This window comes from Xanthomonas sp. NCPPB 4037, assembly GCF_041475695.2.
In the GTDB taxonomy this organism is placed as follows: domain Bacteria; phylum Pseudomonadota; class Gammaproteobacteria; order Xanthomonadales; family Xanthomonadaceae; genus Xanthomonas; species Xanthomonas campestris.
Genome location: NZ_CM191261.1, coordinates 955,054 through 979,538, shown reverse-complemented (window position 1 = coordinate 979,538; position 24,485 = coordinate 955,054). Strand labels below are relative to the sequence as shown.

The 24,485-nt window shown below is 65.3% G+C and carries 16 protein-coding genes; 1 reads left to right on the top strand and 15 read right to left on the bottom strand.

What is annotated here, in order from left to right:
- Nucleotides 1–86: 86 nt before the first annotated feature.
- The 3 genes from ACCQ01_RS04280 to ACCQ01_RS04270 form a co-directional block, all read right to left on the bottom strand.
- Nucleotides 87–3,821 carry an autotransporter domain-containing protein gene (locus ACCQ01_RS04280; protein ID WP_228431547.1) on the bottom strand — a complete coding sequence of 1,245 codons (3,735 nt, stop codon included), beginning with the start codon at nucleotides 3,819–3,821 and terminating at the stop codon, nucleotides 87–89.
- A gap of 346 nt (nucleotides 3,822–4,167) precedes the next feature.
- Nucleotides 4,168–6,906, bottom strand: a complete 2,739-nt coding sequence (secA, locus tag ACCQ01_RS04275) for a preprotein translocase subunit SecA (protein WP_228431546.1) — start codon at nucleotides 6,904–6,906, stop codon at nucleotides 4,168–4,170.
- A gap of 157 nt (nucleotides 6,907–7,063) precedes the next feature.
- Nucleotides 7,064–8,008: a M23 family metallopeptidase gene (locus ACCQ01_RS04270; protein WP_115576513.1), complete on the bottom strand. Its 945-nt coding sequence runs from the start codon at nucleotides 8,006–8,008 to the stop codon at nucleotides 7,064–7,066.
- On the opposite strand from ACCQ01_RS04270, the gene ACCQ01_RS04265 reads away from it, so the two are divergent.
- Nucleotides 8,009–8,461, top strand: a complete 453-nt coding sequence (locus tag ACCQ01_RS04265) for a DciA family protein (RefSeq protein ID WP_228431545.1) — start codon at nucleotides 8,009–8,011, stop codon at nucleotides 8,459–8,461.
- A gap of 183 nt (nucleotides 8,462–8,644) precedes the next feature.
- Here ACCQ01_RS04265 and lpxC read toward each other — a convergent pair whose 3' ends face one another.
- The 12 genes from lpxC to ACCQ01_RS04205 all read right to left on the bottom strand — a co-directional run bounded on the left by lpxC (nucleotide 8,645) and on the right by ACCQ01_RS04205 (nucleotide 24,419).
- Entirely contained in the window at nucleotides 8,645–9,556 is a 912-nt protein-coding gene (lpxC, locus tag ACCQ01_RS04260; RefSeq protein WP_014506674.1) for a UDP-3-O-acyl-N-acetylglucosamine deacetylase, read from the bottom strand.
- A gap of 226 nt (nucleotides 9,557–9,782) precedes the next feature.
- A complete protein-coding gene (ftsZ, locus tag ACCQ01_RS04255) occupies nucleotides 9,783–11,012 on the bottom strand; it encodes a cell division protein FtsZ (protein WP_011035966.1) in 1,230 nt (409 codons plus the stop codon).
- A 293-nt stretch (nucleotides 11,013–11,305) separates the two neighbouring features.
- Nucleotides 11,306–12,541 carry a cell division protein FtsA gene (gene ftsA / locus ACCQ01_RS04250; RefSeq protein WP_228431544.1) on the bottom strand — a complete coding sequence of 412 codons (1,236 nt, stop codon included), beginning with the start codon at nucleotides 12,539–12,541 and terminating at the stop codon, nucleotides 11,306–11,308.
- Nucleotides 12,538–13,374 (bottom strand): cell division protein FtsQ/DivIB, encoded by an 837-nt coding sequence (locus ACCQ01_RS04245; protein WP_228431543.1) that lies wholly within the window; start codon nucleotides 13,372–13,374, stop codon nucleotides 12,538–12,540. The genes ftsA and ACCQ01_RS04245 overlap by 4 nt, the downstream gene beginning before the upstream one ends.
- Nucleotides 13,375–13,498: 124 nt before the next feature.
- A complete protein-coding gene (locus tag ACCQ01_RS04240; RefSeq protein WP_228431542.1) occupies nucleotides 13,499–14,455 on the bottom strand; it encodes a D-alanine--D-alanine ligase in 957 nt (318 codons plus the stop codon).
- Nucleotides 14,452–15,885: a UDP-N-acetylmuramate--L-alanine ligase gene (gene murC, locus ACCQ01_RS04235; RefSeq protein ID WP_011035963.1), complete on the bottom strand. Its 1,434-nt coding sequence runs from the start codon at nucleotides 15,883–15,885 to the stop codon at nucleotides 14,452–14,454. Before murC ends, ACCQ01_RS04240 begins: the two co-directional genes overlap by 4 nt.
- Nucleotides 15,882–17,156: an undecaprenyldiphospho-muramoylpentapeptide beta-N-acetylglucosaminyltransferase gene (gene murG / locus ACCQ01_RS04230; RefSeq protein WP_228431541.1), complete on the bottom strand. Its 1,275-nt coding sequence runs from the start codon at nucleotides 17,154–17,156 to the stop codon at nucleotides 15,882–15,884. Before murG ends, murC begins: the two co-directional genes overlap by 4 nt.
- Nucleotides 17,153–18,517, bottom strand: a complete 1,365-nt coding sequence (ftsW, locus tag ACCQ01_RS04225; protein ID WP_228431540.1) for a putative lipid II flippase FtsW — start codon at nucleotides 18,515–18,517, stop codon at nucleotides 17,153–17,155. Before ftsW ends, murG begins: the two co-directional genes overlap by 4 nt.
- Nucleotides 18,517–19,602, bottom strand: coding sequence for a phospho-N-acetylmuramoyl-pentapeptide-transferase (mraY, locus tag ACCQ01_RS04220; RefSeq protein ID WP_011035960.1), 1,086 nt, complete (start codon nucleotides 19,600–19,602; stop codon nucleotides 18,517–18,519). Before mraY ends, ftsW begins: the two co-directional genes overlap by 1 nt.
- Nucleotides 19,592–21,076 (bottom strand): UDP-N-acetylmuramoyl-tripeptide--D-alanyl-D-alanine ligase, encoded by a 1,485-nt coding sequence (locus tag ACCQ01_RS04215; RefSeq protein ID WP_228431539.1) that lies wholly within the window; start codon nucleotides 21,074–21,076, stop codon nucleotides 19,592–19,594. Before ACCQ01_RS04215 ends, mraY begins: the two co-directional genes overlap by 11 nt.
- A complete protein-coding gene (locus ACCQ01_RS04210; RefSeq protein ID WP_228431538.1) occupies nucleotides 21,073–22,548 on the bottom strand; it encodes a UDP-N-acetylmuramoyl-L-alanyl-D-glutamate--2,6-diaminopimelate ligase in 1,476 nt (491 codons plus the stop codon). The genes ACCQ01_RS04215 and ACCQ01_RS04210 overlap by 4 nt, the downstream gene beginning before the upstream one ends.
- Nucleotides 22,549–22,556: 8 nt before the next feature.
- Complete coding sequence (locus ACCQ01_RS04205; RefSeq protein WP_042597405.1) at nucleotides 22,557–24,419, bottom strand: peptidoglycan D,D-transpeptidase FtsI family protein; 1,863 nt, start codon at nucleotides 24,417–24,419, stop codon at nucleotides 22,557–22,559.
- Nucleotides 24,420–24,485 lie beyond the last annotated feature (66 nt).

Genomic DNA, 24,485 nt, shown 5'->3' with positions numbered 1-24,485 from the left:
AACTCGCCGCTCAAGCCGGTCATGTCCGGAAACGACGAAGGGCTCCTTGCGGAGCCCCTCGGCGTTTTCACGCAGAACGCGGACGCTTAGAAAGCCACCGTCCAGTTCAACTGCGCGCCAACCTCGCGCTGGCCACCTCCTGCACGCCCCTGCCCGAATAGCGACAGACGGCTATTTTCGGAGGTGTTGAGCGACACGCCCAGCTCGGCAATACCGACGTTACGCGCCAACGGCACGCCATCGATGGTGAAGGTATTGCTCCCCGCCACAAAACGCTGACGGGAATCAGCACGCAGTTCGCCGGCCGCATTCTGCCAGGCCAGCCCGGCTTCCAAGCGTGCTCCATCCTGCTGGCCGGCACTGATATCCCAGGCAGCCCGCACGCCTGCGGTGGTTGTCCAGACCTCGTCCTTGCTCGCATCGACCGCAAGCGCCGCGTTACCACCACTCTCTACGCCGGCATCAGTGGACAGGCGCGTATGTGCCAGAGCGACGTAGGGCGTCAAGGTAAGCGCATCCAGCTTGAAGTCCCAGCCGCCCTCAGCAAACGCCGACACCGCATCAGCGTCATAGCGGCTTCCCAGGCTCTGGCCGATGCTGCTGCCCATGCCCACAGTGCGCTCGGTGTCGATCTGGTAATCGGCATAGCTCGCACCACCGGTGACCCATGCACTTTCACCACGGAAGCTGGCATACACACCAGCGTGCACGGCATCCACATCGGAAGAGGCATTGCGCGCCCGGATCTGCTGATGCAGTGACTCAGACCCGGCAGCAAAGCCCGCCGTCCAGGCTTGGCCAAATGACCAGTCCACGCCAGCCATCAGACCTTCGCGACGTTGGCTGGCACGAGCGGCGGAGCCATCACCGTCCAGGCGGTTGGAGGCACCGCTCCCTGCGACCCAGGCCGAAGCACCATCGCTATCGCCGAGATTCGCGCTCTGGCGCAACCGCTGGTTGACGCCTTCGCGCAGGAACCGGTCTTCCAGCAGCAGTGCACGGTTGCTGGCATGGATCTCGCCCGAGAGATCATCGAACGCCGCACGGGCAGTGTCGGCATCCATGATCAGCAGACCATTGTAGAGCGCCAATGCAGCACCGGATTGCTGCAACATATCCAACGCCGCAGCGGTCGCGCGCTGGTTGCCGCTGATTGCGACCGCACCGAACACCAACGGCGGGGCAATGGGCGCAACCGGGGTGACAGGGGCGATCGGTGGCGCAGGTGTAATCGGCGTAACTGGATCGACCGGGGTGACCGGGGTGACAGGAGTGACAGGAGTACCTGGGTCGACCGGGGTGACCGGGATACCCGGATCGACAGGTGGGACCGGCGTGACGGGCGGTGTGGTGTCCTTCACTGCGAGGGTCAATTGCACCTGGTTGGCGGTATAGACCACGCTGGGTTCGAAAAAAGCAGAGCGTGATGTCACTTGGTCGAAGCGGCCCTGTACCCCGCCAGCTGCCTCCAGGATCGTATATGTCTGACCATTCTGGTAGCTGACAGATGGGTCCAGCGCAGTCACGCGCAGCGCAGCATCGGCAGTGTTGCCCAAGCCTGAGGCGCGGCCCAGGTAAGCGGTGCGGCTCACGGCAATCTGGTCGCTCTGGCCATTGCCGAGCACATCGACGTCATAGAACGAGGTGCCGGTAATTGCACCGCCCAACGCGCTATTTGCGGCGAAGTACAGATCACCATCGACGGTGATCTTGCCGACACCATTGCGGCCCGGTGACAACGTACCGCCATTGCCGACCAGGGTTTCTCCGAGCCTGGCATTACCGGCCAGGATGCCCTCGCCGGCCACTATGGCATTCGAGCTACGAATGGTCTCGACGGTGCTACCCAGGGTGATCTGCTGCTGGAAACCGGACGTGCCATTGAACACCAGCGTGCCACCGGCGACCCGGATCTCCTGAGGCAATGCCTGGCTGGGATCCGTATAGCCCTGGCCAGTGTAAAGATCAGAATTGATCTCCAACGTGCCGCCGACGATGTTGATGTCACCGCCGAATGCAGTCATGTTGCCATCCAGGCGCGTGTTGCCGGATAACTGGAGTAACTGGCCGCCGGTCCATGAAGTGCCACTGGGCACGCTGCTGATGGTGTTTGACAAGGCGGCATCGCCGGTGTGGTTGAACACCAAACCGCCGGAGTTGACCTGCATCAGGATCGGTGAAGCGGAAAATTCGCCTGCCGCTTCGGCAGCGCGCCAGGCCGGCGCAGTCGTGACAAGCGACCACTGATCCATGCCACCACCCAAGGCCAGATAACCAGCAGTAGCTAGCGTAATCCCGCTACCGCCATCAATGCGGCCACCGCTGCTGGCGCTCAGCACGCCGTAGGGTTCGAACACAGTGCCTCCAACGGTAACGCCGTTAGCGGCAACGATTGCTGATCCGGCGCCACTGACACGAACCTGATCGTGCTCGACTCGGGCCACCAGCGTCGAGGAGTTCAGGCCGCCGGAGATGTTCAAGGTATCGGTACTGACGACAGCGCCGTCGAGCACCTCGACGTTGGTGAAGGCACGCATCGCACCGCTATTGGTCCAGTTGGAACCAGCACCAGTAAGCGTCGCGTTGGTCCGCGTATTGGCGTAGGAATCCTTGATGGTGGCAGTGGTCGAACGGATCGCAGCTCCGCCTTCGACCAGCAACTCGTTGCTGACATCCACGCGCGGGGCTTCGATCGCCGAACCGGCACCGCTGACCACGATACGGCCGGTCTGGCCGAAGTTGTCGCTGATACCGTGGGGGCGCTCGGCGCGCACGTCGGTGGTTGCACGGAGCACAGCGCCGCCGGACAGGGTCAGAGTTCCGTCGCCGTTGGAGCCGACCGAGACCATGTCTGCGTTGATCCTGCCCGTGCCGGTCACGTTCACCACGCCGCTGGAATCGCTATGTACACCAAGGACCAGCTCTGCGGTATTGAGCTCACCGCCGTCGGCCACGTTCACGATGCCGTTGCTGGTGCCGTTGTTGCTGAGGCTGATGAGGGTGCCGCCCAGATGCACACCGCGGTCGGCGTTGACCGTGCCGCCGTTGCCGATGTTGAGGGTGCCGTCGCGGAGCATGCCGACCAACAAGAAATTGTCGGTGATGGCCAAAGTACCGCCATTGCTGACATTGACCGTACCGGCGCCATTGGTGCCGTCACCGAGGCTCATGCCATAGTCATTGACCACCGAATAAGGGCGTGTCGTCGTGACGGTGCCGCCATTGGTGATCTCCATGGTGCCGGTGCCGCCGCGGCCGACAAGGATAGTGCGGGCAGTGAGTGCCGACCCGGCGCCAGTGACCAGCACATTGCCGGTACTGCCCCGCTGGTTGCCCAGGGTCATCAAGCCCGCCGTGGTGGCCTGGCTGCCATCCTGCAGGGTCATGTTGCCGATGCCTGCATCGCCCACGAATAAGTCCCAGAATCCGCTATTGATGGCCAGGCGTGCTCCCGGTCCAAACAGGCGCAGGGTGCCATTGCCGGCTGCGGTACTGCCCAGCGAGATATCCTCCTCGGAGGTGACCACGGCGGTGCCGCTGACATCGACCACAACGGTGCCGTTCGGGCCAACGCGGAAGCCCTCGGTATACACGCGCGAGCTGGTGATGGTGTCATCACTGTTGAAATCGAAGACGGCAGCAAATGCAGAAGGCGCTGCAACCAGGCCGAGCGCAGCCAGCATCGCCGTGCGCAACAAAGAACGGGGGCGAACGCTGCAGTCAGTCGTGCGGGGGGAAGAACCCTGGGAGGTGGCGAGTTCGGATGCAACCTGCACCAAGCCGGTGGCGCGGTTGAACACCAGGCGATAGATCCTGTTCATGAAGCTCCATTTGATGTTGATCAAGGACACGATGACGCCGCAAGGTGCGTAACGTCGCAGCGTGTTTAAGCCCCGGCGTATTGCAGGCGACGCGGGCTCACAAAGGTAAATGCTCGCCGCACCGTGACCTAGGCTGCATGCCTCGGAGCCGCGTAGGCGTGCCCCTTAAGCTGAAGTCAGTTTTTTCCTACATTGGCATATCAGCTATAGCAAAATCGCCAGATCTCAACAGACGCTTCCTTTCTTCAAACGGAACATGTAGCAAGCACTGCATTCGCCGCGGGATCGGCATCAACAAAAAACCCCGCAAAAAGCGGGGTTTTTTTATCAGCAGAACTACCAGGTCCTAGCTGAGCTGACCGTGGCAGTGCTTGTACTTCTTGCCACTGCCGCAGGGGCAGGGATCGTTGCGGCCAACCTTGGGTTCGTCGCGGGTGACCTGCGAGACCGGTACCGGCGCGTTGCCGCCCTGCATCTGCTCCACCTCTTCGTCCGCACCGTAGCCGCCGGCATCCTGGTGCTGGAACTGCGAGGCCAGCAGGCGTGCTTCGGCCTGGCGACGCTCCTGCTCTTCCAGTTCGGCGACTTCTTCTTCGCTGCGGATGCGCACGCGCGCCAGCAGGTTGATCACCTCGCGCTTGACGTTTTCCAGCATCTCGGAGAACAGCTCGAAGGCTTCCTTCTTGTATTCCTGCTTGGGTTGCTTCTGCGCATAGCCGCGCAGATAGATGCCCTGGCGCAGGTAATCCATCTTGGCCAGATGCTCCTTCCAACCCTGGTCGAGCACGGTCAGCATCACGTGCTTTTCCAGTGCGCGCATGGTGTCTGCGCCCACGGCCGCTTCCTTCTCGGCGAAGTGCGCATCTACCGCGGTCTGCACCTTGGCGGCGATCTGCTCGGCGTCCAGCTCTTCCTGGGTCTTGGCCAACTCGCGCAGTGCCAGCGGCATGCCCAGTTCCGATTCCAGCGTGGCTTCCAGGCCCTGCAGGTCCCACTGCTCGTCCACCGAGTTGGGTGGCACGAAACGAGCGACCAGGTCGTAGATCACATCGCCACGGATGCCGTCGACGTTGTCCTTCACCGACTCGGCATCCAGCAAGTCATCGCGCTGTGCGTAGATCACCTTGCGCTGGTCGTTGTTGACGTCGTCGAAATCCAGCAGGTTCTTGCGGATGTCGAAGTTGTGCGCTTCCACCTTGCGCTGGGCCTTCTCGATCTGCCGGCTGACCAGGCGATCTTCGATGACGTCGTCTTCCTTCATGCCCATCATGCGCATCGCCTTCTGGACCCAGTCTGAGGCGAAGATGCGCATCAGGTTGTCTTCCAGCGACAGATAGAAGCGCGAGGAACCCGGGTCACCCTGGCGACCGGCACGGCCACGCAGCTGGTTGTCGATACGCCGCGATTCATGGCGTTCGGTACCAATGATGTGCAGGCCGCCGGCGGCCTTGACCGCATCATGGCGGCGCTGCCAATCGGTCTTGATCTTGAAGCGGGCTTCTTCGGTCGCGTCGTCGCCCAAGGCGTGATATTCCGCTTCCAGCGAGCCACCGAGCACGATGTCGGTACCACGACCGGCCATGTTGGTGGCGATGGTCACCGCGCCCGGCTGGCCGGCATTGGCCACGATGGTCGCTTCGCGCTCATGCTGCTTGGCATTGAGCACTTCGTGCTTCACGCCGGCCTTGCGCAGGTGCTCGGAGAGCATCTCGGAGGTTTCGATCGAGGTGGTACCCACCAGCACCGGCTGACCGCGCTTGGCGCAGTCTTCGATATCGGCCAGCACCGCATTGAACTTGCCCTTGCGGTTGAGGAACACCTGGTCCGGATGGTCCTTGCGCACGGTCGGGCGGTTGGTCGGAATCACCACCACTTCCAGGCCGTAGATGCTCTGGAATTCGTAGGCTTCGGTGTCGGCCGTACCGGTCATGCCGGACAGCTTCTTGTACATGCGGAACAGGTTCTGGAAGGTGATGCTGGCCAGCGTCTGGTTCTCGCGCTGCACCGGCACGCCTTCCTTGGCCTCGACTGCCTGATGTAGGCCATCGGACCAGCGACGTCCGGACAGGGTACGGCCGGTAAATTCGTCGACGATCACCACCTCGCCATCGCGCACGATGTAGTCCACATCGCGCTGATAGATTGCATGCGCACGCAGCGCGGCGTTGAGGTGATGCACCACGCTCAGGTTCTGCGCGGCATACAGGCCATCGTCGGCGTTTTCCAGGATGCCGGCCTGCAGCAGCAGCTCTTCGGCGTGGCCCATGCCCGCCTCGGACAGATGCACCTGCTTGCCCTTCTCGTCGATCCAGTAATCACCCTCGCCTTCTTCGCTTTCCTGCTTGGTCAGCTGCGGCACGATGCGATTGACGCGGATGTACAGCTCCGGCGATTCGTCGGCCGGGCCGGAAATGATCAGCGGGGTGCGCGCTTCGTCGATCAGGATCGAGTCGACTTCGTCGACGATCGCGTAATGCAGCTTGCGCTGGTAACGGTCGGCCCGCGACAGCGCCATGTTGTCGCGCAGGTAGTCGAAGCCGAATTCGTTATTGGTGCCGTAGGTGATGTCGGCAGCGTAGGCGGCGTGCTTGTCGCTATGCGGCATGCCCGGATACACCACGCCCACGCTCAGGCCCAGCCAGTTGTACAGCTTGCCCATCTGCGCGGAGTCGCGGCGCGCCAGGTAGTCGTTGACCGTCACCACGTGCACGCCCTGGCCTTCCAGTGCGTTGAGGTAGACCGGCAGCGTGGCCACCAGGGTCTTGCCTTCACCGGTGCGCATTTCGGCGATCTTGCCCAGATGCAGCACCATGCCGCCGATCAGCTGCACGTCGTAGTGGCGCATGCCCAGCACGCGGCGGCTGGCCTCGCGGCAGACCGCAAAGGCTTCGGGAAGGATCTTGTCCAGGGACTCGCCGGCGGCAAGCCGCTGCTTGAACTCCGGGGTCTTGGCTTGCAGCTCGGCGTCGGAGAGCTTCTCGATCGTCGGCTCCAGCGCATTGATCTGGGTGACGAGGCGGTTGAGCTGGCGCAGCTGGCGTTCGTTACGACTGCCAAAGACACGGGTAAGCAGACTGTTGATCATTGAAGAAACCGGTTGAAAAGGAACGGTTTGACCGACGCCGGTCCCCACAGACCCGACCGCCGTAAACGAAACAGGGCGCACTGCGCCCTGTCGATGGCAACACCCTATTGTAGCTTGGGGCGGGGCTTCACGAATCAAGCACCGCCCGCTGCCGCCATCAGCCGCGCCCGCGGCGTCCCACCGGGGTGTTGGTATCGCCCAGGAACTTGCGGGGATTGACCACGCGGCCGTCGGCCCAGACCTCGAAGTGCACGTGCGCACCGGTCGAACGGCCGCTGGATCCGGCCTTGGCCACCTGCTGGCCGGCACGGACCAGATCGCCCACCTTCACCACCAGGCGCGAGTTGTGCGCGTAGCGGGTGACGTAGCCATTGCCGTGATCCACTTCCACCACGTTGCCGTAGCCACCGCGCACGCCGGCATAGCTGACCACGCCATCGGCCACCGACATCACCGGATCGCCCACATTGGCGTGGAAGTCCACACCCTTGTGGAAGGCAGAGCCACCGTCGAACGGATCGGCGCGGCCACCGAAGCCGGAGGTGATGTAGGTGTTGCGGATCGGCATCCGCGACGGAACGGAATTCTGCTCGAGCTGATGATCGAACATCAGCGAAGCAAGCACGTTCAATTGCTGGCCGGAGGCGGAAAACTGCTGCTCCAGCTGTCCCAGATCCTGCTTGAGCAACTGCACCGGCATGTCGTTGACCGGCTCATCGCCGCCACCGACGCCGACTGGTTCGTCGAAGTCGAACTCGCCGTCCTTCAACTTGCCCATCTGGGTCAGGCGCTCGCCCAAGGCGTTGAGCCGGGTGGCTTGCGCCTGCAACTCGCCCAGGCGTGCCGCCAGGGCGTTGACCTGGGCCTGCGAAGCGCGCTGCGCCTGCGCAAGCTCCGTTTGCTGCTGCGCGACCTTGGCCTGCAGCGCGGAATTGGTCACCATGCCGGTGGCGGTGCTTGCACCGACGCCGATCAGCATGCCCAGGCCCAGTACCGCACCCAGCACCACCATCGGTCGATCCGCGGCAAAGCCCTGGAACTGTCGGGCCAACCGCTGGGCCCGGGTCTCGCGAGATTTGATTACGACTTTCTTTAACGCCATATGAGTGTCATGTCCAAGCCCAAGTCCAACGCACGCAGCCCATCCGTTCCGCAGCAAGCCGTCGAGGCCCTGCTCGGGGAAAAGGCTGGCGACCCTCTGCGCCGAGCGTTGTGGCTCGACGCGCTGGATCGGCAGTTGCGCCCCCTGTTACCGCCTCATCTCGCCACCCGTTGCCGGTTGGCCAATGTCCGAGGCGAACAGCTCGTTTTTCTGGTTGATTCGTCGGTCTGGCATGCCAAGGTGCGGCTTGCCGAAACCCAATTGCTCGATGCCGCCCGATCCATCGGACTGAAGGTCACCGCAGTGACCGTCAAGACGGCCTCTGCGCCGCTGCATTCCCCAACACAGCAACACCGCGACCGCCCACACACGCCGGTATCCGAGGCCACGCGTAACGGCTTGCGTGACGCACTTGCGTCCTTGCGCGACGTGCCATCGACCAACAAAAAGTGATGTCCATGCCGCTGCAAGCGGCTGCCGGTGCGTGAAGAAATTGCGAAGTACCGCACACGACCCGACGCATCCTAGCGGTCATGGACGCCGCAGGAGTTAGGGAAAGCTTAAATAAACGTTAAGAATGGGCCGGAAATCCGACGCAGTTCACACTTCGCGGCCGTGCCAGGGAAATCCCTGACATCAGGCATAGACGGGGCTGGCGTAGGTCACCGGCGGCTGCTCGGTGCCTTCCGGGAAGCTGACCCATTCCCATGCGGCCTGGTCCGCCAGCAACGCACGCACCAGCTTGTTGTTGAGCGCGTGGCCGGATTTGAAGCCTTCGTAGGCACCCAGGATCGCGCCGCCGGCCAGGTACAGGTCGCCGATGGCGTCGAGGATCTTGTGGCGGACGAATTCGTTGGTGTAGCGCAGGCCGTCCTCGTTGAGCACGCGGAACTCGTCCAGCACGATGGCGTTGTCCATCGAGCCGCCCAGGCCCAGATTGCGCTCGCGCATGTACTCCAGGTCGCGCATGAACCCGAACGTGCGGGCGCGCGAGATTTCCTTGACGTAGGCGGAGGTGGAAAACTCGATCTCCTGGCGCGACTGTTTGGCCGGGATCATCGGGTGATTGAATTCGATGGTGAAACCGAGCTTGTAGCCCTCGTACGGCTCGAAGCGCGCGATCTTGTCGCCTTCGCGCACTTCCACCGGCTGCTTGATGCGGATGAAGCGCTTGGCCTTGTTCTGCTCGACGATGCCAGCCGACTGCAGCAGGAACACGAACGGGCCGGAGGAGCCATCCATGATCGGCAATTCGGCCGAGGACAGCTCCACGATCACGTTGTCCACACCCAGGCCGGCCAGTGCCGACATCAGGTGCTCCACCGTCTGGATCTTGGCGCCGTTGCAGGTCAGCCCCGTGCACAGCGTGGTCTCGGTGACCAGCTCGGCATCGGCAGGAACTTCGACCACCGGCTCCAGATCGACGCGACGGAACACAATGCCGTGATCGACCGGTGCGGGGCGCAGGGTCATATAGACCTTGTCGCCGCTATGCAGGCCGACGCCGGTGGCACGGATGGTGTTCTTGAGAGTGCGTTGCTGGGTCATGGGCGAAGTCTGTATGAGCAATGCAGACAGACGCTGAACCGGCTGTCTAATCGGGGGAGATTAGCCGAATCTTAACAAATCACGCGTGACGGAGACTGTAACGCACCAGTCACGCCGCTGCAAAAGCTGCCGGGTCGGCACCGACCTGGCAGAAAAGGACAGGACAGGCGCCCCGGCGGGTGCCGGGGCATTGCCGCTGCGCCGAACCGCGCGCAGCGTGGGGCGGTCAATCGGCCTGGCGGCGCAGGAACGCCGGGATATCCAGGTAGTCGTTCGGCAGATCTGCGGCAGCCGGGGTGGACGCGCCCGCGTTGCTGCTGCCGGCCGAGTCGCTGCTCGGACGACGCAGGCCCAGGCCCATGCTGCCGCCGACGGCCTTGGAGACCGCGTCACCGCCGGTCTCGAAGTCGCCAAACTCCGGCTGGCCGGTGGTGGCATTGCGCACCAGCTTGATCGGCGCGCGCTGGTCCGGGCGCTGGGTCTGCCGCGCAACGGCACGATTGAGGCCCGTGGCCACCACGGTGACGCGCACTTCGTCCTGCATGTCGGGGTCGAGCACGGTGCCGACGACCACGGTCGCGTCTTCGGAGGCGAACGCTTCGATGGTGCGGCCGATCTCGTCGAACTCGGCCATGGTGAAATCCGGGCCGGCAGTGATGTTGACCAGGATGCCGTTGGCACCGGCCAGGTTGACGTCGTCCAGCAGCGGGTTCTGGATGGCGGCTTCGGCAGCGGCCTGCGCGCGGTCATCGCCACGTGCCGAACCGGTGCCCATCATGGCCAGGCCCATTTCCGACATCACGGTGCGCACGTCGGCGAAGTCGACGTTGATCAGGCCCGGACGCACGATCAGATCGGCGATGCCCTGCACGGCGCCCTGCAGCACGTCGTTGGCCGCACGGAACGCCTGAATCATGGTGGCGTTGCGGCCGAGCACGGTGATCAGCTTTTCATTGGGAATGGTGATCAGCGAGTCGCAATGCTGGCTCAGTTCCTCGATGCCCTTCAGCGCGACCTGCATGCGGCGACGTCCTTCGAACGGGAACGGCTTGGTGACCACGGCGACGGTCAGGATGCCCATCTCCTTGGCCAGCTGCGCGACCACCGGGGCGGCGCCGGTACCGGTACCGCCACCCATGCCGGCAGTGATGAACACCATGTCCGCGCCCTGCAGTGCGTCCATGATGCGCTCGCGGTCTTCCAGCGCGGCCTGGCGGCCGACTTCCGGATTGGCGCCTGCGCCCAGGCCCTTGGTGACGTTGGTGCCCAACTGCAGCTGCAACTTGGCGCCGCAGTTCTTGATCGCCTGCGAGTCGGTGTTGGCGGTGATGAATTCCACGCCATCGACGTTGGTGTTCACCATGTGCGCAACCGCGTTGCCACCGCCGCCGCCGACGCCGACGACCTTGATCACCGCGTTGGGAGCCATCTTTTCGATCAGTTCAAAATGTGCCATGTCAGTGTCCTCTTGAGCCGGGATTGGGGAATGGGGAGTCGGGATTCGCAAAAGCGTTGGTCCCTGTCCACTCCGCACCACGGCGAGTGTTGTTGTTTGAAAGTCGGGATTCGTGTGCGGGGGGCCATAGATCCGCTACTGCGCTCTACGACTCACCTCACCTATTCCTCGACGCAATGCCTGCAAAAAAGTTTACCGCCTACCCGCTCGCCGCTCTCTACTTAATCTTGCTACCACTCTGTTTTTCTTTCGCTCTTACCAATCCCAAATCCCGAATTCCCAATCCTTGCCACTCAGAATTCGCCGCGATACCAGTTCTTCAATTTCTTGAACAAGCTGCCGACACGACCGGTCGGGATCGACGGTCGGCGCGGGTGTTCGATCTGGCTGCCCATCAGCAACAGGCCCACGCCGGAGGCGTGTACCGGGTTGCCCACCACTTCGCCCAGGCCGGTGACATGTTGGGGAATACCCACGCGCACCGGCATCTGCAGCATTTCTTCGGCCAGCTCCACCACGCCTTCCATCTTCGAGGCGCCGCCGGTGAGCACCATGCCGGCGCGCACCATTTCCTCGAAGCCGGAGCGACGCAGTTCGGCCTGCACCATTTCGAAAATTTCTTCGTACCGGCCCTGCACCGCCTGCGCGAGTGCGTGCCGCGGCATGCGGCGCGGCGGGCGATCGCCCACCGATGGCACCTGGATGCTTTCTTCGGCGGTTGCCAGCTGCGCCAGCGCGCAGGCGTAGCGCACCTTGATCTGCTCGGCTTCCGGCGTCGGCGTGCGCAGCATGTGCGCGATGTCGTTGGTGACATGGTCGCCGGCGATCGGCAGCGACGCGGTGTGGCAGATCGCGCCCTGCACGTACACGGCCAGGTCAGTGGTGCCGGCGCCGATATCTACCAGCACGACGCCCAGTTCGCGCTCGTCGGCGGTCAGCACCGCGACCGAGGACGCCAGCGAGGACAGCACCAGATCGTCCACCTGCAAGCCGCACTTCTGCACGCACTTGGTGATGTTGGCCGCGGCCGACTGTGCGCACACCACCAGGTGCGCGTGCACCTCCAGGCGCACGCCGGTCATGCCGACCGGGTTACGGATGCCTTCCTGCGAATCGTCCAGCACATACTCGCGCGGAATTGCATGCAGGATGCGTTGATCGGCAGGAATGGCCACGGCCTTTGCGGCGTCTAGCACGCGCTCCAGATCGCTCCAGGTCACCTCGCCATCGCGGATCGGCACGATCCCGGGCGAGTTCTTGCACTGCACGTGGTTACCGGAGATCGAAGCGTACACCGAGCGGATTTCGCAGCCGGCCATCAGCTCGGCTTCTTCGACCGCGCGCTGGATCGACTGCACGGTGGATTCGATATCCACCACCACGCCGCGCTTGAGGCCGCGCGACTCGTGCGAACCGATGCCGATCACTTCGATCGGATTGCCGGGCGAGTACTCGCCGACCAGCGCGACCACCTTGGATGTGCCGATGTCCAGTCCAACGATGAGGGATTTGTCGCCTTTGCGGTTCATGTCTTAAAGCCGGGATTCGAGATTCGGGATTCGGGATTGGAGAAGAGCGGTCTACGGTTACGGGGCAATTCCAGAACAACCGTGTGGTGTGCGGCAGGCGCAGCCGGCGGCAGCTTTTTCTTGGTTTCCGGCGCGCCCTCTTCCATTTTTCGTTCGACCGTAAAGCCATTGGTGTAGCGCAGGTCGGCGCGGGCGATCGGGCGTTGCGGGTCGGCCAGTTGCGGCAACACGCGGGCGAAGCGCTGCAGGCGTGCGCGCGCATCGTCGCGGCCGATCACGATCTGCACGCCGTTGCTCAGTCCCAGCGACCAGCTGCCGCGCGCATCCATTTCCAGGCGCTCCACATCCAGCCCGGTCGGGGCGAACAGCGCGCGCGATTCGTTGTACAGCGCCACCACGTCCTGCGTCTTGCTGTCCGGGCCACCGAGTTGCGGCAGCTTGAAGTCCTTCAACAACGGCGGGGTGCGGAACAGCCGGCCCTGCTCGGACAACATGCGGTCGGTGCCCCAGCGGGCGAACGGCTTGTGTTCGACCACATGCACTTCCAGCACATCCGGCCAACGCTTGCGCACCTGCGCACTTTCCACCCACGGCAAGCGTGCGATGGCGTCCTGCGCGTCTTGCAGCTTCACCGCGAAAAATCCCGAGCGCGCATACGGCAACACCACCGCACGCAGCTCCTCGGCCGGCACCCGCTTGAAATCGCCGGAAACCCGCAAGCGCGCCAACGGCCACCGCTCGGCACCCACCCAGCCATTGAGCACGGCCACCACCGGCAACGCGACCAGCGCCACCGCGATCAACCAGGCCAGGATGCGCAGGGTGGCGTTCATAGACGCGCTCCGCGCGCGGGATTCGGCATTGGGGATTGGGGATTCGTAACGGCAGCAGCAACAGCAACGGCGCACGCGGCGTCGCTGTTCACCAATCCCGAATGCCGAATCCCCAATCCCAGCTTCACAGCGTCTGCTCCAACACGCGCCAGACCAGCGCTTCGAAATCGATGCCGAGTTGGCGGGCGGCCTTGGGCACCAGCGAGTGGCTGGTCATGCCCGGGGCGGTGTTCACTTCCAGCAGGTACAGCTGGCCGGTGCTGCCATCGCGCATCACATCCACGCGGCCCCAGCCGTTGCAGCCGGCGGCGCGGAAGGCGTCCAGGGCGAGCTGGCCGATCTTTGCTTCTGCGTCGCCATCAAGTCCCGGGCACAGGTACTGCGTGTCTTCGGCGATGTACTTGGCGTTGTAGTCGTACCACTGGCCCTTGGGCACGATGCGGATCGACGGCAGCGCCACATCGCCGAGCACGGCGACAGTGAGCTCGTCGCCTTCGATCAGTTGTTCCATCAGCAGCGCGCCGTCGTAGCGTGCGGCAAGCGTCACGGCCTCTTCGAGCTGCGCCTGGTCGAACACGCGGCTGACGCCGACGCTGGAGCCTTCGTTGGCCGGCTTCACGATCACTGGCAAGCCGATCTGCTCGGCAGCGGCGTGGATCTGCTGCGCGCTGGCGCCGGCGGCAAGCCGTGCGTAGCGCGGCGTGGACAGCCCCAGCGACAACCAGACCTGCTTGGTACGGATCTTGTCCATGCTCAGCGCCGAGCCGAGCACGTTCGAGCCGGTGTACGGCACGCCGAAGGCCTCCATCAACCCCTGCACGATGCCGTCTTCGCCGCCGCCGTTGTGACCATGCAGCACGTTGAAGACGCGGTCGAAGCGCTGCGCGACCAATGCCTGCGCCAATGCCGGAATGCCGTCGACCGGCTGCGCATCGACGCCGCGCGCGCGCAGGGCATCGAGCACATTGCTGCCGGAGTTGAGCGAGACCTCGCGCTCGGACGAGGTGCCGCCGAGCAGCACTGCAACCCGGCCGAACATGGCCGGGTCGCTGATGCGCGAGGGGGCGATCTGTGCACTCATGCCGGCGCTCCGACAAAGCCATCTGTGACGATCTGCTGGGCGACATAACCGATGTCGCCGGCGCCCATCATCAGCAGCAGGTCACCGTCCTGCAGAACGTCGGGCAACACTTCGGACAGACCGGCGACCTGGCCGACCACCACCGGCTCGCTACGGCCGCGTGCACGGATGGCACGCGCCAGGGCGCGTGAATCAGCGCCGGGAATCGGCGCTTCGCCGGCCGGGTAGACCTCGCTCAATACCAGGGCGTCGACGGTGCTGAGCACCGCGGCGAACGCGTCGAACTGATCGCGGGTGCGGCTGTAACGGTGCGGCTGGAAGGCCACCACCAGGCGCTTGTCCGGCCAGCCGCCACGGGCCGCGGCGAAGACTGCTTCGAGCTCGCGCGGATGGTGGCCGTAATCGTCGACCACGCGCACGCGCGCGCCGCTGGCGGTGGTGACTTCGCCCAGATCGTTGAAGCGACGGCCGATACCGGCAAAGTTTTCCAGCGCGCGCGCGATGGTGTCCGGCGCCACGCCCAGCTGCCACCCGATGGCCGCGGCAGCCAGTGCGTTGAGCACGTTGTGACGGCCCGGAAGCGCCAGCGTCACCGGCGTGGTGGTGCCCTCGGGCAGGCGCAGTGTGAAGCGCATGCGCGGGCCGTCCTGCACCACGTCTTCGGCGCGCACGTCGGCGTTTTCGCTCATGCCGTAGCTCATCACATGGCGCGGCGTCTTGCCGGCCAGCGCTGCCACTTCCGGGTCGTCGATACACAGCAAGGCCAGGCCGTAGAACGGCAGGCGCTGCAGGAATTCGGCAAACGCTGCCTGCACGCGGGCAAAGTCGTTGCCGTAGTTTTCCAGGTGATCGGCATCGATGTTGGTGATCACCGCCATCAGCGGATTCAGGCGCAGGAAGCTGCCATCACTTTCATCGGCTTCGGCCACCAACCATTGACCACCGCCCAGCTTGGCGTTGGCGCCGGCGGCCAGCAGCTGGCCACCGATCACGAAGGTCGGATCCAGGCCACCTTCGCTCAGCACGGCCGCGGCCAGGCTGGTGGTGGTGGTCTTGCCGTGCGTGCCAGCCACCGCGATCCCGCGGCGGAAGCGCATCAATTCGGCCAGCATCGCTGCCCGCGGCATGATCGGAATGCGCTGGCTGCGCGCTTCCATCAGTTCGGGGTTGTCTTCGCGGATCGCGCTGGACACCACCACGCAATCGGTTCCCAGCACGTTGGCCGCCGAATGGCCGCGCATCACGCGCGCACCCAGCTTGGCCAGCCGCCGCGTGGCCGCGTTGTCGGCATTGTCGGAGCCGGAGACTTCATAGCCCAGGGTCAGCATCACCTCGGCAATACCGCTCATGCCGGTGCCGCCGATACCCACGAAATGCACACGCGGGAACGCGCGCACAAGATCGCCACTGTCCTGCAGACGGCGGATCACGCTGCACCTCCTGCGGAGTTGCCGGGATTGGGGATTGGAGATTCGGGATTGGCAACAGCGGCGATCAATCGCGCCGACATTTGGCCATTGATGGATTTCTGCATGCTGTCCTGCTTGTGCTGTTGCTCGTTACGAATCCCCAATCCCGAATCCCCATTCCCGGCCTCTTGCAGAATGATGTCGGCGATGCGTTCGGCGGCGTCGGGTTTGGCCAGGGTGCGGGCGGCCTGCGCCATGGCGAGGCGGCGGGCGGGGTCGGCGAGCAGGGTCTGCAGCACTTGCTGCAGGCGCACTGCCAGGGTGTCGTCCTGCTTGAGCAGCACGGCGGCCTCGGCACTGACCAGGTATTCGGCGTTGCGGGTCTGGTGGTCGTCCACGGCGGCGGCGAACGGCACCAGCACGCTGCCGACACCGGCCGCGCACACTTCGGCCAGCGTGCTGGCACCGGCGCGGCACACCACCAAATCGGCCCAGGCGTAGGCCGCGGCCATGTCGGCGATGAAGGGTTCCACGCTGGCGTTCACCGCTGCCTGCGCATAGGCGGCTTCGGCTTCGGCGCGCAGTTTTTCGCCGCACTGGTGGCGCACGTCAACGGCGGTGTGGCCGAGCGCAGCCAGTGCGGCCGGCACGGCATTATTGAGTGCGCGGGCGCCCTGGCTGCCGCCGAGCACCAGCAGCCGCACCGGGCCACCACGGCCAACCAGGCGCGTGACCGGTGCCGGCAGTGCGGCGATTTCCTCGCGCACCGGGTTGCCCACGGCTTCTTCGCCAGCGAAGCTGCCCGGAAACCCGGTCAGCACGCGGCGCGCAAAACGCGACAGCACCTTGTTGGTCATGCCCGGCGCGCGGTTCTGCTCGTGCACCAGCAGCGGCACGCCCAGCAAACGCGCTGCCAGGCCGCCCGGGCCGGCGGCAAATCCACCGAAGCTGATCACCGCGCGCGGCTGGCGCTTGCGCAGCACGAAGCCGGCCGCGCGTACCGCGCGCATCACCCGCACCGGTGCACCGAGCAGTTTTACGATGCCCTTGCCGCGCAGGCCACTGATGGCCAGCGTGTCGATCTGGATTGCGTGCTGCGGCACCAGCCGCGTTTCCATGGCGCCGTCGGCGCCCAGCCAGGTCACCGGCACGCCGCGCGCGCGCAGCACCTTGGCCACGGCCAGGCCCGGAAAAATATGCCCGCCGGTGCCACCGGCCAGGATCATCACCGGTCGCACCGATGCCGCGGCATGTGCAGGCTGCTGCGTCGGATGCGCATGCTCAACGCTCACGCGATCCTCCCGAACGTAGGTTCAACGCGTGGCTGCATGCGGCTGGTCCCGCGCAGCACGGCAGATGCCGGCGCGACGGAGGCGGGCATGGCCGGTGCAGGTGCGGCAACCGCGGTTTCGCGCTGCGGCTTGCGCACCGGTGCAGGCGCCGGCGCTGGCTCGGCAGACGGCTCGACCGGTGCCATCGGCGCAGGCGCGGCACCGTGCGGCGACAACTTGCTGCGCAGGCGCTCGGCACGGTCCATTTCATAAGACACGCGCAGCAGCAGGCCCATCGCCACGCAGGTCATCAGCACCGACGAACCGCCCGAGGAGATCAGCGGCAAGGTCAGGCCCTTGGTCGGCAGAATGCCCAGATTCACGCCAACCGAGACGAAGCTCTGCAGGCTGATCCACAAACCGATACCGAAGGCGATGTAGCCAGAGAAGTGGCGCTTCATTTCCACACAGCGCATGCCCAGCCAGAACGCACGGCCGACCAGCAGCGCGTACAGCGCCACCACGCCGCACACACCGACAAAGCCAAGTTCTTCGGCGATCACCGAAAAAATGAAGTCGGTGTGCGCTTCGGGCAGGTAGTTGAGCTTCTGCACCGAGGCGCCCAGACCCACGCCGGTCCACTGCCCGCGGCCCACCGCCATCAAGGCATTGGACAACTGATAGCCGGAGCCAAGCTGGTCGGCCCATGGATCCAGGAACGAGGTGATGCGGCGCAGGCGGTACGGTTCCAAGATCGCGATGAACGCAAACACCGGCAGGCCGAACACGATCGGCATCGACATCCGCGGCAGGTTCACCCCGCCCAATACCAGCATGCCGGCGGTGATCGCCAGCAGCAGTGTGGAGGAGCCGAAGTCCGGTTGCATCAGCAACAGGCCAACCAATGCGATCGCCACGCCCAGCGGCTTGAGCATCGCCGGCCAGGTTGCGTTGACCTCGTCGCGGAAACGCACCAGGTAGCTGGACAGCCACACGATGTAGAGCACCTTGACCGCTTCGACGGTCTGGAATTTCGACACGCCCAGGTTGATCCAGCGCTTGGCGCCGTTGACGCTGCTGCCCAGCCCCGGCACAAACACCACCATCAGCAGGCCGAAGCACGCCAGCAGCAACACCTGGTTGTACTGCTCGATGGTCTTGAGCTCGGTGCGCATCGCCCAGAACGCCAGGCCCACGCCGATGCCCAGGAACAGCAGATGGCGGGTCAGGTAATAGAACGGGTTCTCCGACAACTCGATCGAGCTGGAGGCCACCATCACCACGCCCAGCGATGCCAGCGTGGCAGCCGCGCCGAGCAGCCACGGGTCGTAGCGGCCGCCAATGGCGTCCAGTCGCGTGGCCTGGCGGGACATGTCGTTCATCAGCGCACCTTCAACGTGGCAAGGCCGATCAGCACCAGCACCACCGAGATGATCCAGAAGCGCACGATCACGCGCGGCTCCGGCCAGCCCTTGAGTTCGAAGTGGTGATGGATGGGCGCCATGCGGAACACGCGCTTGCCGGTCAGCTTGAAGCTGGCGACCTGGATCATCACCGACAGCGTTTCGATAACGAACACGCCGCCCATGATCACCAGCACCAGTTCCTGGCGCACGATCACCGCCACGGTGCCAAGCACCGCGCCCAGCGACAGCGCGCCGATGTCGCCCATGAACACCATCGCCGGGTAGGTGTTGAACCACAGAAAGCCCAAGCCTGCCCCGGCAATCGCCGAACAGATGATGATCAGCTCACCGGCGCCGGGAATCAGCGGGATCTTGAGGTATTCGGCGAATACCACGTTGCCCGAGGCATAGGCGAAGACGCCCAGCGCGCAGGCGACCAGCACGGTCGGCATGATCGCCAGGCCGTCCAGGCCGTCGGTCAGGTTGACCGCGTTGGAGAAGCCGACGATCCAGAAATAGGCGATCACCACGAAGCTCACGCCGGCCAGCGGCAACGCGATGGCCTTGAACATCGGGATGTAGAACGTGATCGCGGCCGGCACGTCGGCCGTGTAGTACAGGAACAGGCCCGCGGCCAGGCCGAAGATCGACTGCAGCAGATACTTCCAGCGCGACTTCAAGCCGTTCGGGTCGCGCCGCACGATCTTGATCCAGTCGTCGTACCAGCCGATCGCACCGAAGCAGATCATCACCGCCAGCACCAGCCACACATAGCGGTTGCGCAGGTCGCCCCACAGCAACACCGACAAGGTGACCGTGAGCAGGATCAGCGAGCCACCCATGGTCGGCGTGCCGGCCTTGGAAAAATGCGTCTGCGGGCCGTCCTGGCGAATCGGCTGGCCGCCCTTGAACTGCGCCAGTTTGCGGATCACCGCCGGGCCCATCCACAACGACAGGAACAGCGCGGTCAGCGCTGCCAGGATGCCGCGGAAGGTCAAATAGTTGAACAGCCCGAACAGGCTCTCCAGTTGCTGTAGCCAACGGGCCAGCTCAAGCAGCATGGGAGGCATCCTCCGACGGGGCGAGCAACGCGGCGACGATGCGGTCCATGGCGCTGCCGCGCGAGCCCTTCACCAGCAGCGTGGGCGGCGTGACGGAGGCAGCGGCCTGCGCCACTGCACCGGTGTGTTCGTGCATCAAAGAAGAGTCCTGCGATTGAGTCTGCGAAGCAGCGGCTGCCAGGTCCACCTGCAAGGCCGCGGCGAGCGCGGCATGGGTGGCGAACACACGGCCGCCGTCGCCGAACGCCTGTGCGGCGGCGGCGCTGAGCGCGCCCAGTGCATACAGGCGCGCGAGCTTGGCGTTGCGCGCGCGGCGACCGGCCGCGGCATGCAATGCCTGCGCTTCGGGGCCAAGTTCGCGCATGTCACCCAGCACCAGCCAGCCCTCGCCCGGTGCGGCGGCCAGTGCATCAATGGCCGCATCCAGCGAACCGGGATTGGCGTTGTAGCTGTCGTCGATCAGCACCGCACCGGTCGTCAACGTGTGTGCAATCTGGCGCCCGGCCACCTGCGTGGCCTGGGCCAGACCGGCGGCAATGATCGGCAGCGCAATGCCTGCGCCCAGCGCCAGGCCGGTGGCGGCCAGCGCATTGAGCACGTTGTGGCGGCCCGGCAGCGGCAGCACCACCGGCGCTTCGCCCTGCGGGGTCACCAGCACGAACTGCGCGCCGGCGGCATGCAGGCGCAGCTGACGCGCAGTGATTTCAGCACTTGCGTGCAAGCCGTAGCGCAGCACGCGGCGGCCCTGCAGCGGCTGCGCCAGCAGTTGTTGTTCGAACCAGGCGCCGAAGGCGTCGTCGGCATTGATCACGGCCACACCATCGGCCGGCAGCGCGGTGTAGATGGCGCCCTTGGTCTGCGCCACCCCGAGCAGGCTGCCCATGCGCTCCAGATGCGCCGGCGCGATGTTGTTGACCAGGGCTACGTCAGGGCGCGCGATGTCGGTGAGATAGGCGATGTCGCCGGGCTTGCCTGCGCCCATTTCGTAGACCGCCAGATCGGCATCGTCCGGCGCGGCGATCACCGCCAGCGGCAGGCCGATCTCGTTGTTGCGATTGCCCGGGTTGGCGTAGGCGGTGATGCCGTCGACGCGGCCGGCTTCGGCCAGAATCGCCAGCAGCAATGCCTTGACACTGGTCTTGCCGTTGGAGCCGGTCAGCGCAATCACGCGCGTGGCGCGGTCGCGCTGCATGCCGGCGGCGGTGCGCGCCAGGGCGAGTTCGGTATTGGCGACCACTACCTGCGGCACGTGCAGTGCCGGCAGTAGGCGCTCCACCAACAGGCCGCTGGCGCCGCGCGCCACCGCATCGGCGGCAAAGTCGTGGCCGTCAAAACGCTCCCCGCGCAGCGCCACATACAGGCTGCCGCTGGCCAGCGCACGGGTGTCGTTGCCAACGGCGTCGATCATGGCGTCGTCGCCATGCAATTCGCCGCCAGCAAAGTGGGCAATCAGCGACAGCGGTGTGAGCTTCATACGCGCACCCCCAGCCCGGTGCGCGGCAGCAACGCCTGCGCAGCCACTGCTGCATCGTCGAAGGCATGCCGCACGCCGGCCACTTCCTGATACGGCTCATGGCCCTTGCCGGCGATCAGCACGATGTCGTCCGCGCCGGCCATGCTGATGGCCTGGTGGATGGCGGCCGCACGGTCGCGCTGCACGATCGCCGCATCCGGACGCGCAAACCCGCGCAGGATGTCGGCAACGATCACATCGCCATCTTCGCCGCGCGGATTATCGTCGGTGACGATCGCCACATCGGCGGTGACCTCGGCGATGGCGGCCATCTGCGGGCGCTTGCCGGTGTCGCGTTCGCCGCCGCAACCGAACACGCAGATCAACCGATCCTGCGCATGCGAACGCAGGCTGGTGAGCGCCTGTTCCAGTGCGTCAGGCGTGTGTGCGTAGTCCACCACCACCAGCGGCGCACCATGCGCGCCACCCAGGCGATTCATGCGGCCGTGGATCGGCTGCAAGCGGCCCAGCACTTCGGCGATCTGCGCCGGTGCGATGTCGAGCGCGTACAGCGCGCCGGCCACGGCCAGCAGGTTATCCACGTTGAAACGGCCCAGCAGCGGCGAGCGCACCGGGTGCGCCGCTTCGCCGATGTGCAACGCAAACTGGATTCCGTGGTGATCGAGCTGCAAATCCTGCGCCTGCACCGTGGCACCGGCCTGCGCACGCGAGCTCACGCCGATGGCGCGCAGTGCCTGATCCAGCGCCACAAACAACGTGCGGCCGAAGGCGTCGTCCAGGTTCACGACCGCTGCGCGCAACCCGGCGCGTGCGAACAACTTGGCCTTGGCCGCACCGTACTGCGCCATGTCGCCGTGATAATCGAGATGGTCGCGGGTGAGATTGGTGAACACCGCCACGTCGAACTGCACCGCATCCACGCGGCCCTGATCGAGTGCATGCGAACTGACTTCCATCGCCACCGCCTGCGCGCCGGCATCGCGCAGTTGCGCGAGCTCGGCGTGGGTCTGCAACACCAGCGGCGTGGTGAACCCGGTCGGCACCGCAGCGCCGTACAGGCCCACGCCCAGCGTGCCAATGGTGCCGGTGGGGGTGCCGAGCAGCGTCAGCGCCTGCGCCAGCAGCTGCACCGTGGAGGTTTTGCCGTTGGTGCCGGTGACACCAATCATGCGCATCGCCTGCGACGGCGCACCGTGGAAGTGGTCGGCCAGCACGCCCAGGCGCGCGCGCAACCCCGGCACGGCGATCGCGTCGGCAGGCACTGGCAGGTCGGCCGGCGCCGGCGGTTCGAACAGGATGGCGGATGCACCGCTGGCCAGCGCCTGTGCGGCAAATCCCAGCCCATGCGCACCGAAGCCGGCGATGGCCACGAAGGCATCGCCCGGGCGCACGGCGCGGCTGTCCATCACCAGGCCGGACACCTGCACATCGTGTGCAAGCGCCACGTCCGGGAGCAGCTGCGACAGTGCCATGGCGCGGCTCACTGGCGGCTCTCCTGCAACGGCGCCGGCTGCGCGGGCGTGGCGCCCGGTGCCAGTGCGGTCGGGATGCCCGCGGACACTTCGTCCACCGGGTCCGGCACCAACGCCGGGTCCAGATCGGCCGGCTGCGGCTTGACCACCGGCTGGCCGGTCTTGCCGGCCGCCTGCGCGGCCAGCCACGACTGGATGTCGTCCGGCGGCACGTCCATCAGCCGCAGCGCACCTTCCATCACCCGGTGGAACACCGGCGCAGACACCAGGCCGCCGTAATACACCTTGCCCTGCGGATCGTTGATCACGATGACCGTGGCAAAGCGCGGCCGGGTGGCTGGCACCAGGCCAGCGAACAGCGCGTTGTAGTGGCCGCGCTCGTAGCCGCCAGCGCCGTTCTTGCGCGCGGTACCGGTCTTGCCGGCCACGTGATACCCCAGGATCGCCGCGCCCTTGGCGCCGCCCTGGGTGACCACGGTTTCCATCATGTCGATAACCTGGCGCGCCACTTCCGGCGTCACCACCTGGCGTGTTTCGTTGTGCTGGCCGCGCACGAAGGTGGGCGGGGTCAGCTTGCCGCCATTGCCCAACGTCGCGTAAGCCTGCGCAATCTGCAGCGGCGTCACCGACAGGCCGTAGCCGTAGGACATGGTGGTCTTGGACGGGCCACTCCACTTCTGCGGCTGCAGCACCATGCCGGACGATTCGCCCGGGAATCCGCTATGCGGCGCGCTGCCGTAACCGAAGTTGCGGATCGACTGGTAGAACGTCTGGTCCGGCACCTTGGCCGCGATCTTCGCCGCGCCGATGTTGGAACTGCGGGTGATCACACCGGTCACGTTGAGCACGCCGTTGTTGCGCGGCACGTCGCGGATGGTGAAGCGCCCCACGGCCATGTAGCCGGGGTTGGTGTCGATGATGGTGTCCTTGGTCACCACGCCGGCAGTCAGCGCGGTGGCCACGGTCAGCGGCTTCATCGTCGAGCCCGGCTCCACCAGGTCGGTGACCGCGCGGTTGCGGCGCGCCGACGGGTTGATGCCGGTGACCGAATTCGGGTTGTAGGTGGGCAGATTGACCATGGCCAGCACTTCGCCGGTGGCCACGTCCATCACCACCATCGAGCCGCCAGCAGCCTTGTTTTCGACCAGCGCGTTGCGCAGCTCCTTGTAGGCCAGGAACTGGATGCGGCGGTCGATGCTCAGCGTCAGGTCTTTGCCCGGCTGCGCCGGACGCACCAGGTCCACGCTCTCGACGATGGCCCCGCGGGCATCGCGCACCACCTTCTTGGAGCCCGGCTTGCCGCGCAGCCATTCGTCGAAGGCCAGCTCCAGGCCTTCCTGGCCGCGGTCGTCGATATTGGTGAAGCCCAGCACGTGGGCCATCGCCTCGCCTTGCGGATAGAAGCGACGGAACTCGCGCTGCGAGAACACGCCCGGGATCTTCAGATCCACGATCGCATGCGCCTTGTCCGGGTTGATCCGGCGCTTGAGGTACATGAATTCCTTGCCGGCCTTCTGCGCCAGCTTGGCGTTCAACTCGTCCAGCGGTTGCCCGAGCGCAGTGGCCAGCTCCGGGATGCGGTCCGGGTTACGCAGCAATTCCTGCGGATTGACCCAGATCGATTCCACCGGCGTGGACACCGCCAGCGGCTCGCCGTTGCGGTCGGTGATCATGCCGCGCGAGGTGGCGATCGGCAGCTCGCGCAGATAGCGCGCCTCGCCCTGGCGCTGGTAGAAATCGCGATTGACCAGCTGCACGTAGGCCGCACGACCGATCAGCGTCACCGAGCACAAACCCAGCGCCACGCCGACCAGGGTCAGGCGACCGCGCAGGTTGAAGTTGCTACGGGGGCGGTTGCGGCCGGCTTTCATGGCGCACATCCCTGTGCGCCACCCTGCAGGCGGCTTCGCCGTGCAAAACGGCTGTCGTGCCGTTTT

What these genes read in the sequence shown, in the direction of transcription:
- ftsA (WP_228431544.1), bottom strand. Translation starts at nt 12,541, where the DNA reads ATGAACCGCAAAGGCGACAAATCCCTCATCGTTGGACTGGACATCGGC.
- ACCQ01_RS04245 (WP_228431543.1), bottom strand. Translation starts at nt 13,374, where the DNA reads ATGAACGCCACCCTGCGCATCCTGGCCTGGTTGATCGCGGTGGCGCTG.
- ACCQ01_RS04210 (WP_228431538.1), bottom strand. Translation starts at nt 22,548, where the DNA reads ATGGCACTGTCGCAGCTGCTCCCGGACGTGGCGCTTGCACACGATGTG.
- ftsW (WP_228431540.1), bottom strand. Translation starts at nt 18,517, where the DNA reads ATGAACGACATGTCCCGCCAGGCCACGCGACTGGACGCCATTGGCGGC.
- secA (WP_228431546.1), bottom strand. Translation starts at nt 6,906, where the DNA reads ATGATCAACAGTCTGCTTACCCGTGTCTTTGGCAGTCGTAACGAACGC.
- ftsZ (WP_011035966.1), bottom strand. Translation starts at nt 11,012, where the DNA reads ATGGCACATTTTGAACTGATCGAAAAGATGGCTCCCAACGCGGTGATC.
- ACCQ01_RS04280 (WP_228431547.1), bottom strand. Translation starts at nt 3,821, where the DNA reads ATGAACAGGATCTATCGCCTGGTGTTCAACCGCGCCACCGGCTTGGTG.
- ACCQ01_RS04265 (WP_228431545.1), top strand. Translation starts at nt 8,009, where the DNA reads ATGAGTGTCATGTCCAAGCCCAAGTCCAACGCACGCAGCCCATCCGTT.
- mraY (WP_011035960.1), bottom strand. Translation starts at nt 19,602, where the DNA reads ATGCTGCTTGAGCTGGCCCGTTGGCTACAGCAACTGGAGAGCCTGTTC.
- ACCQ01_RS04215 (WP_228431539.1), bottom strand. Translation starts at nt 21,076, where the DNA reads ATGAAGCTCACACCGCTGTCGCTGATTGCCCACTTTGCTGGCGGCGAA.
- lpxC (WP_014506674.1), bottom strand. Translation starts at nt 9,556, where the DNA reads ATGACCCAGCAACGCACTCTCAAGAACACCATCCGTGCCACCGGCGTC.
- ACCQ01_RS04240 (WP_228431542.1), bottom strand. Translation starts at nt 14,455, where the DNA reads ATGAGTGCACAGATCGCCCCCTCGCGCATCAGCGACCCGGCCATGTTC.
- ACCQ01_RS04270 (WP_115576513.1), bottom strand. Translation starts at nt 8,008, where the DNA reads ATGGCGTTAAAGAAAGTCGTAATCAAATCTCGCGAGACCCGGGCCCAG.
- ACCQ01_RS04205 (WP_042597405.1), bottom strand. Translation starts at nt 24,419, where the DNA reads ATGAAAGCCGGCCGCAACCGCCCCCGTAGCAACTTCAACCTGCGCGGT.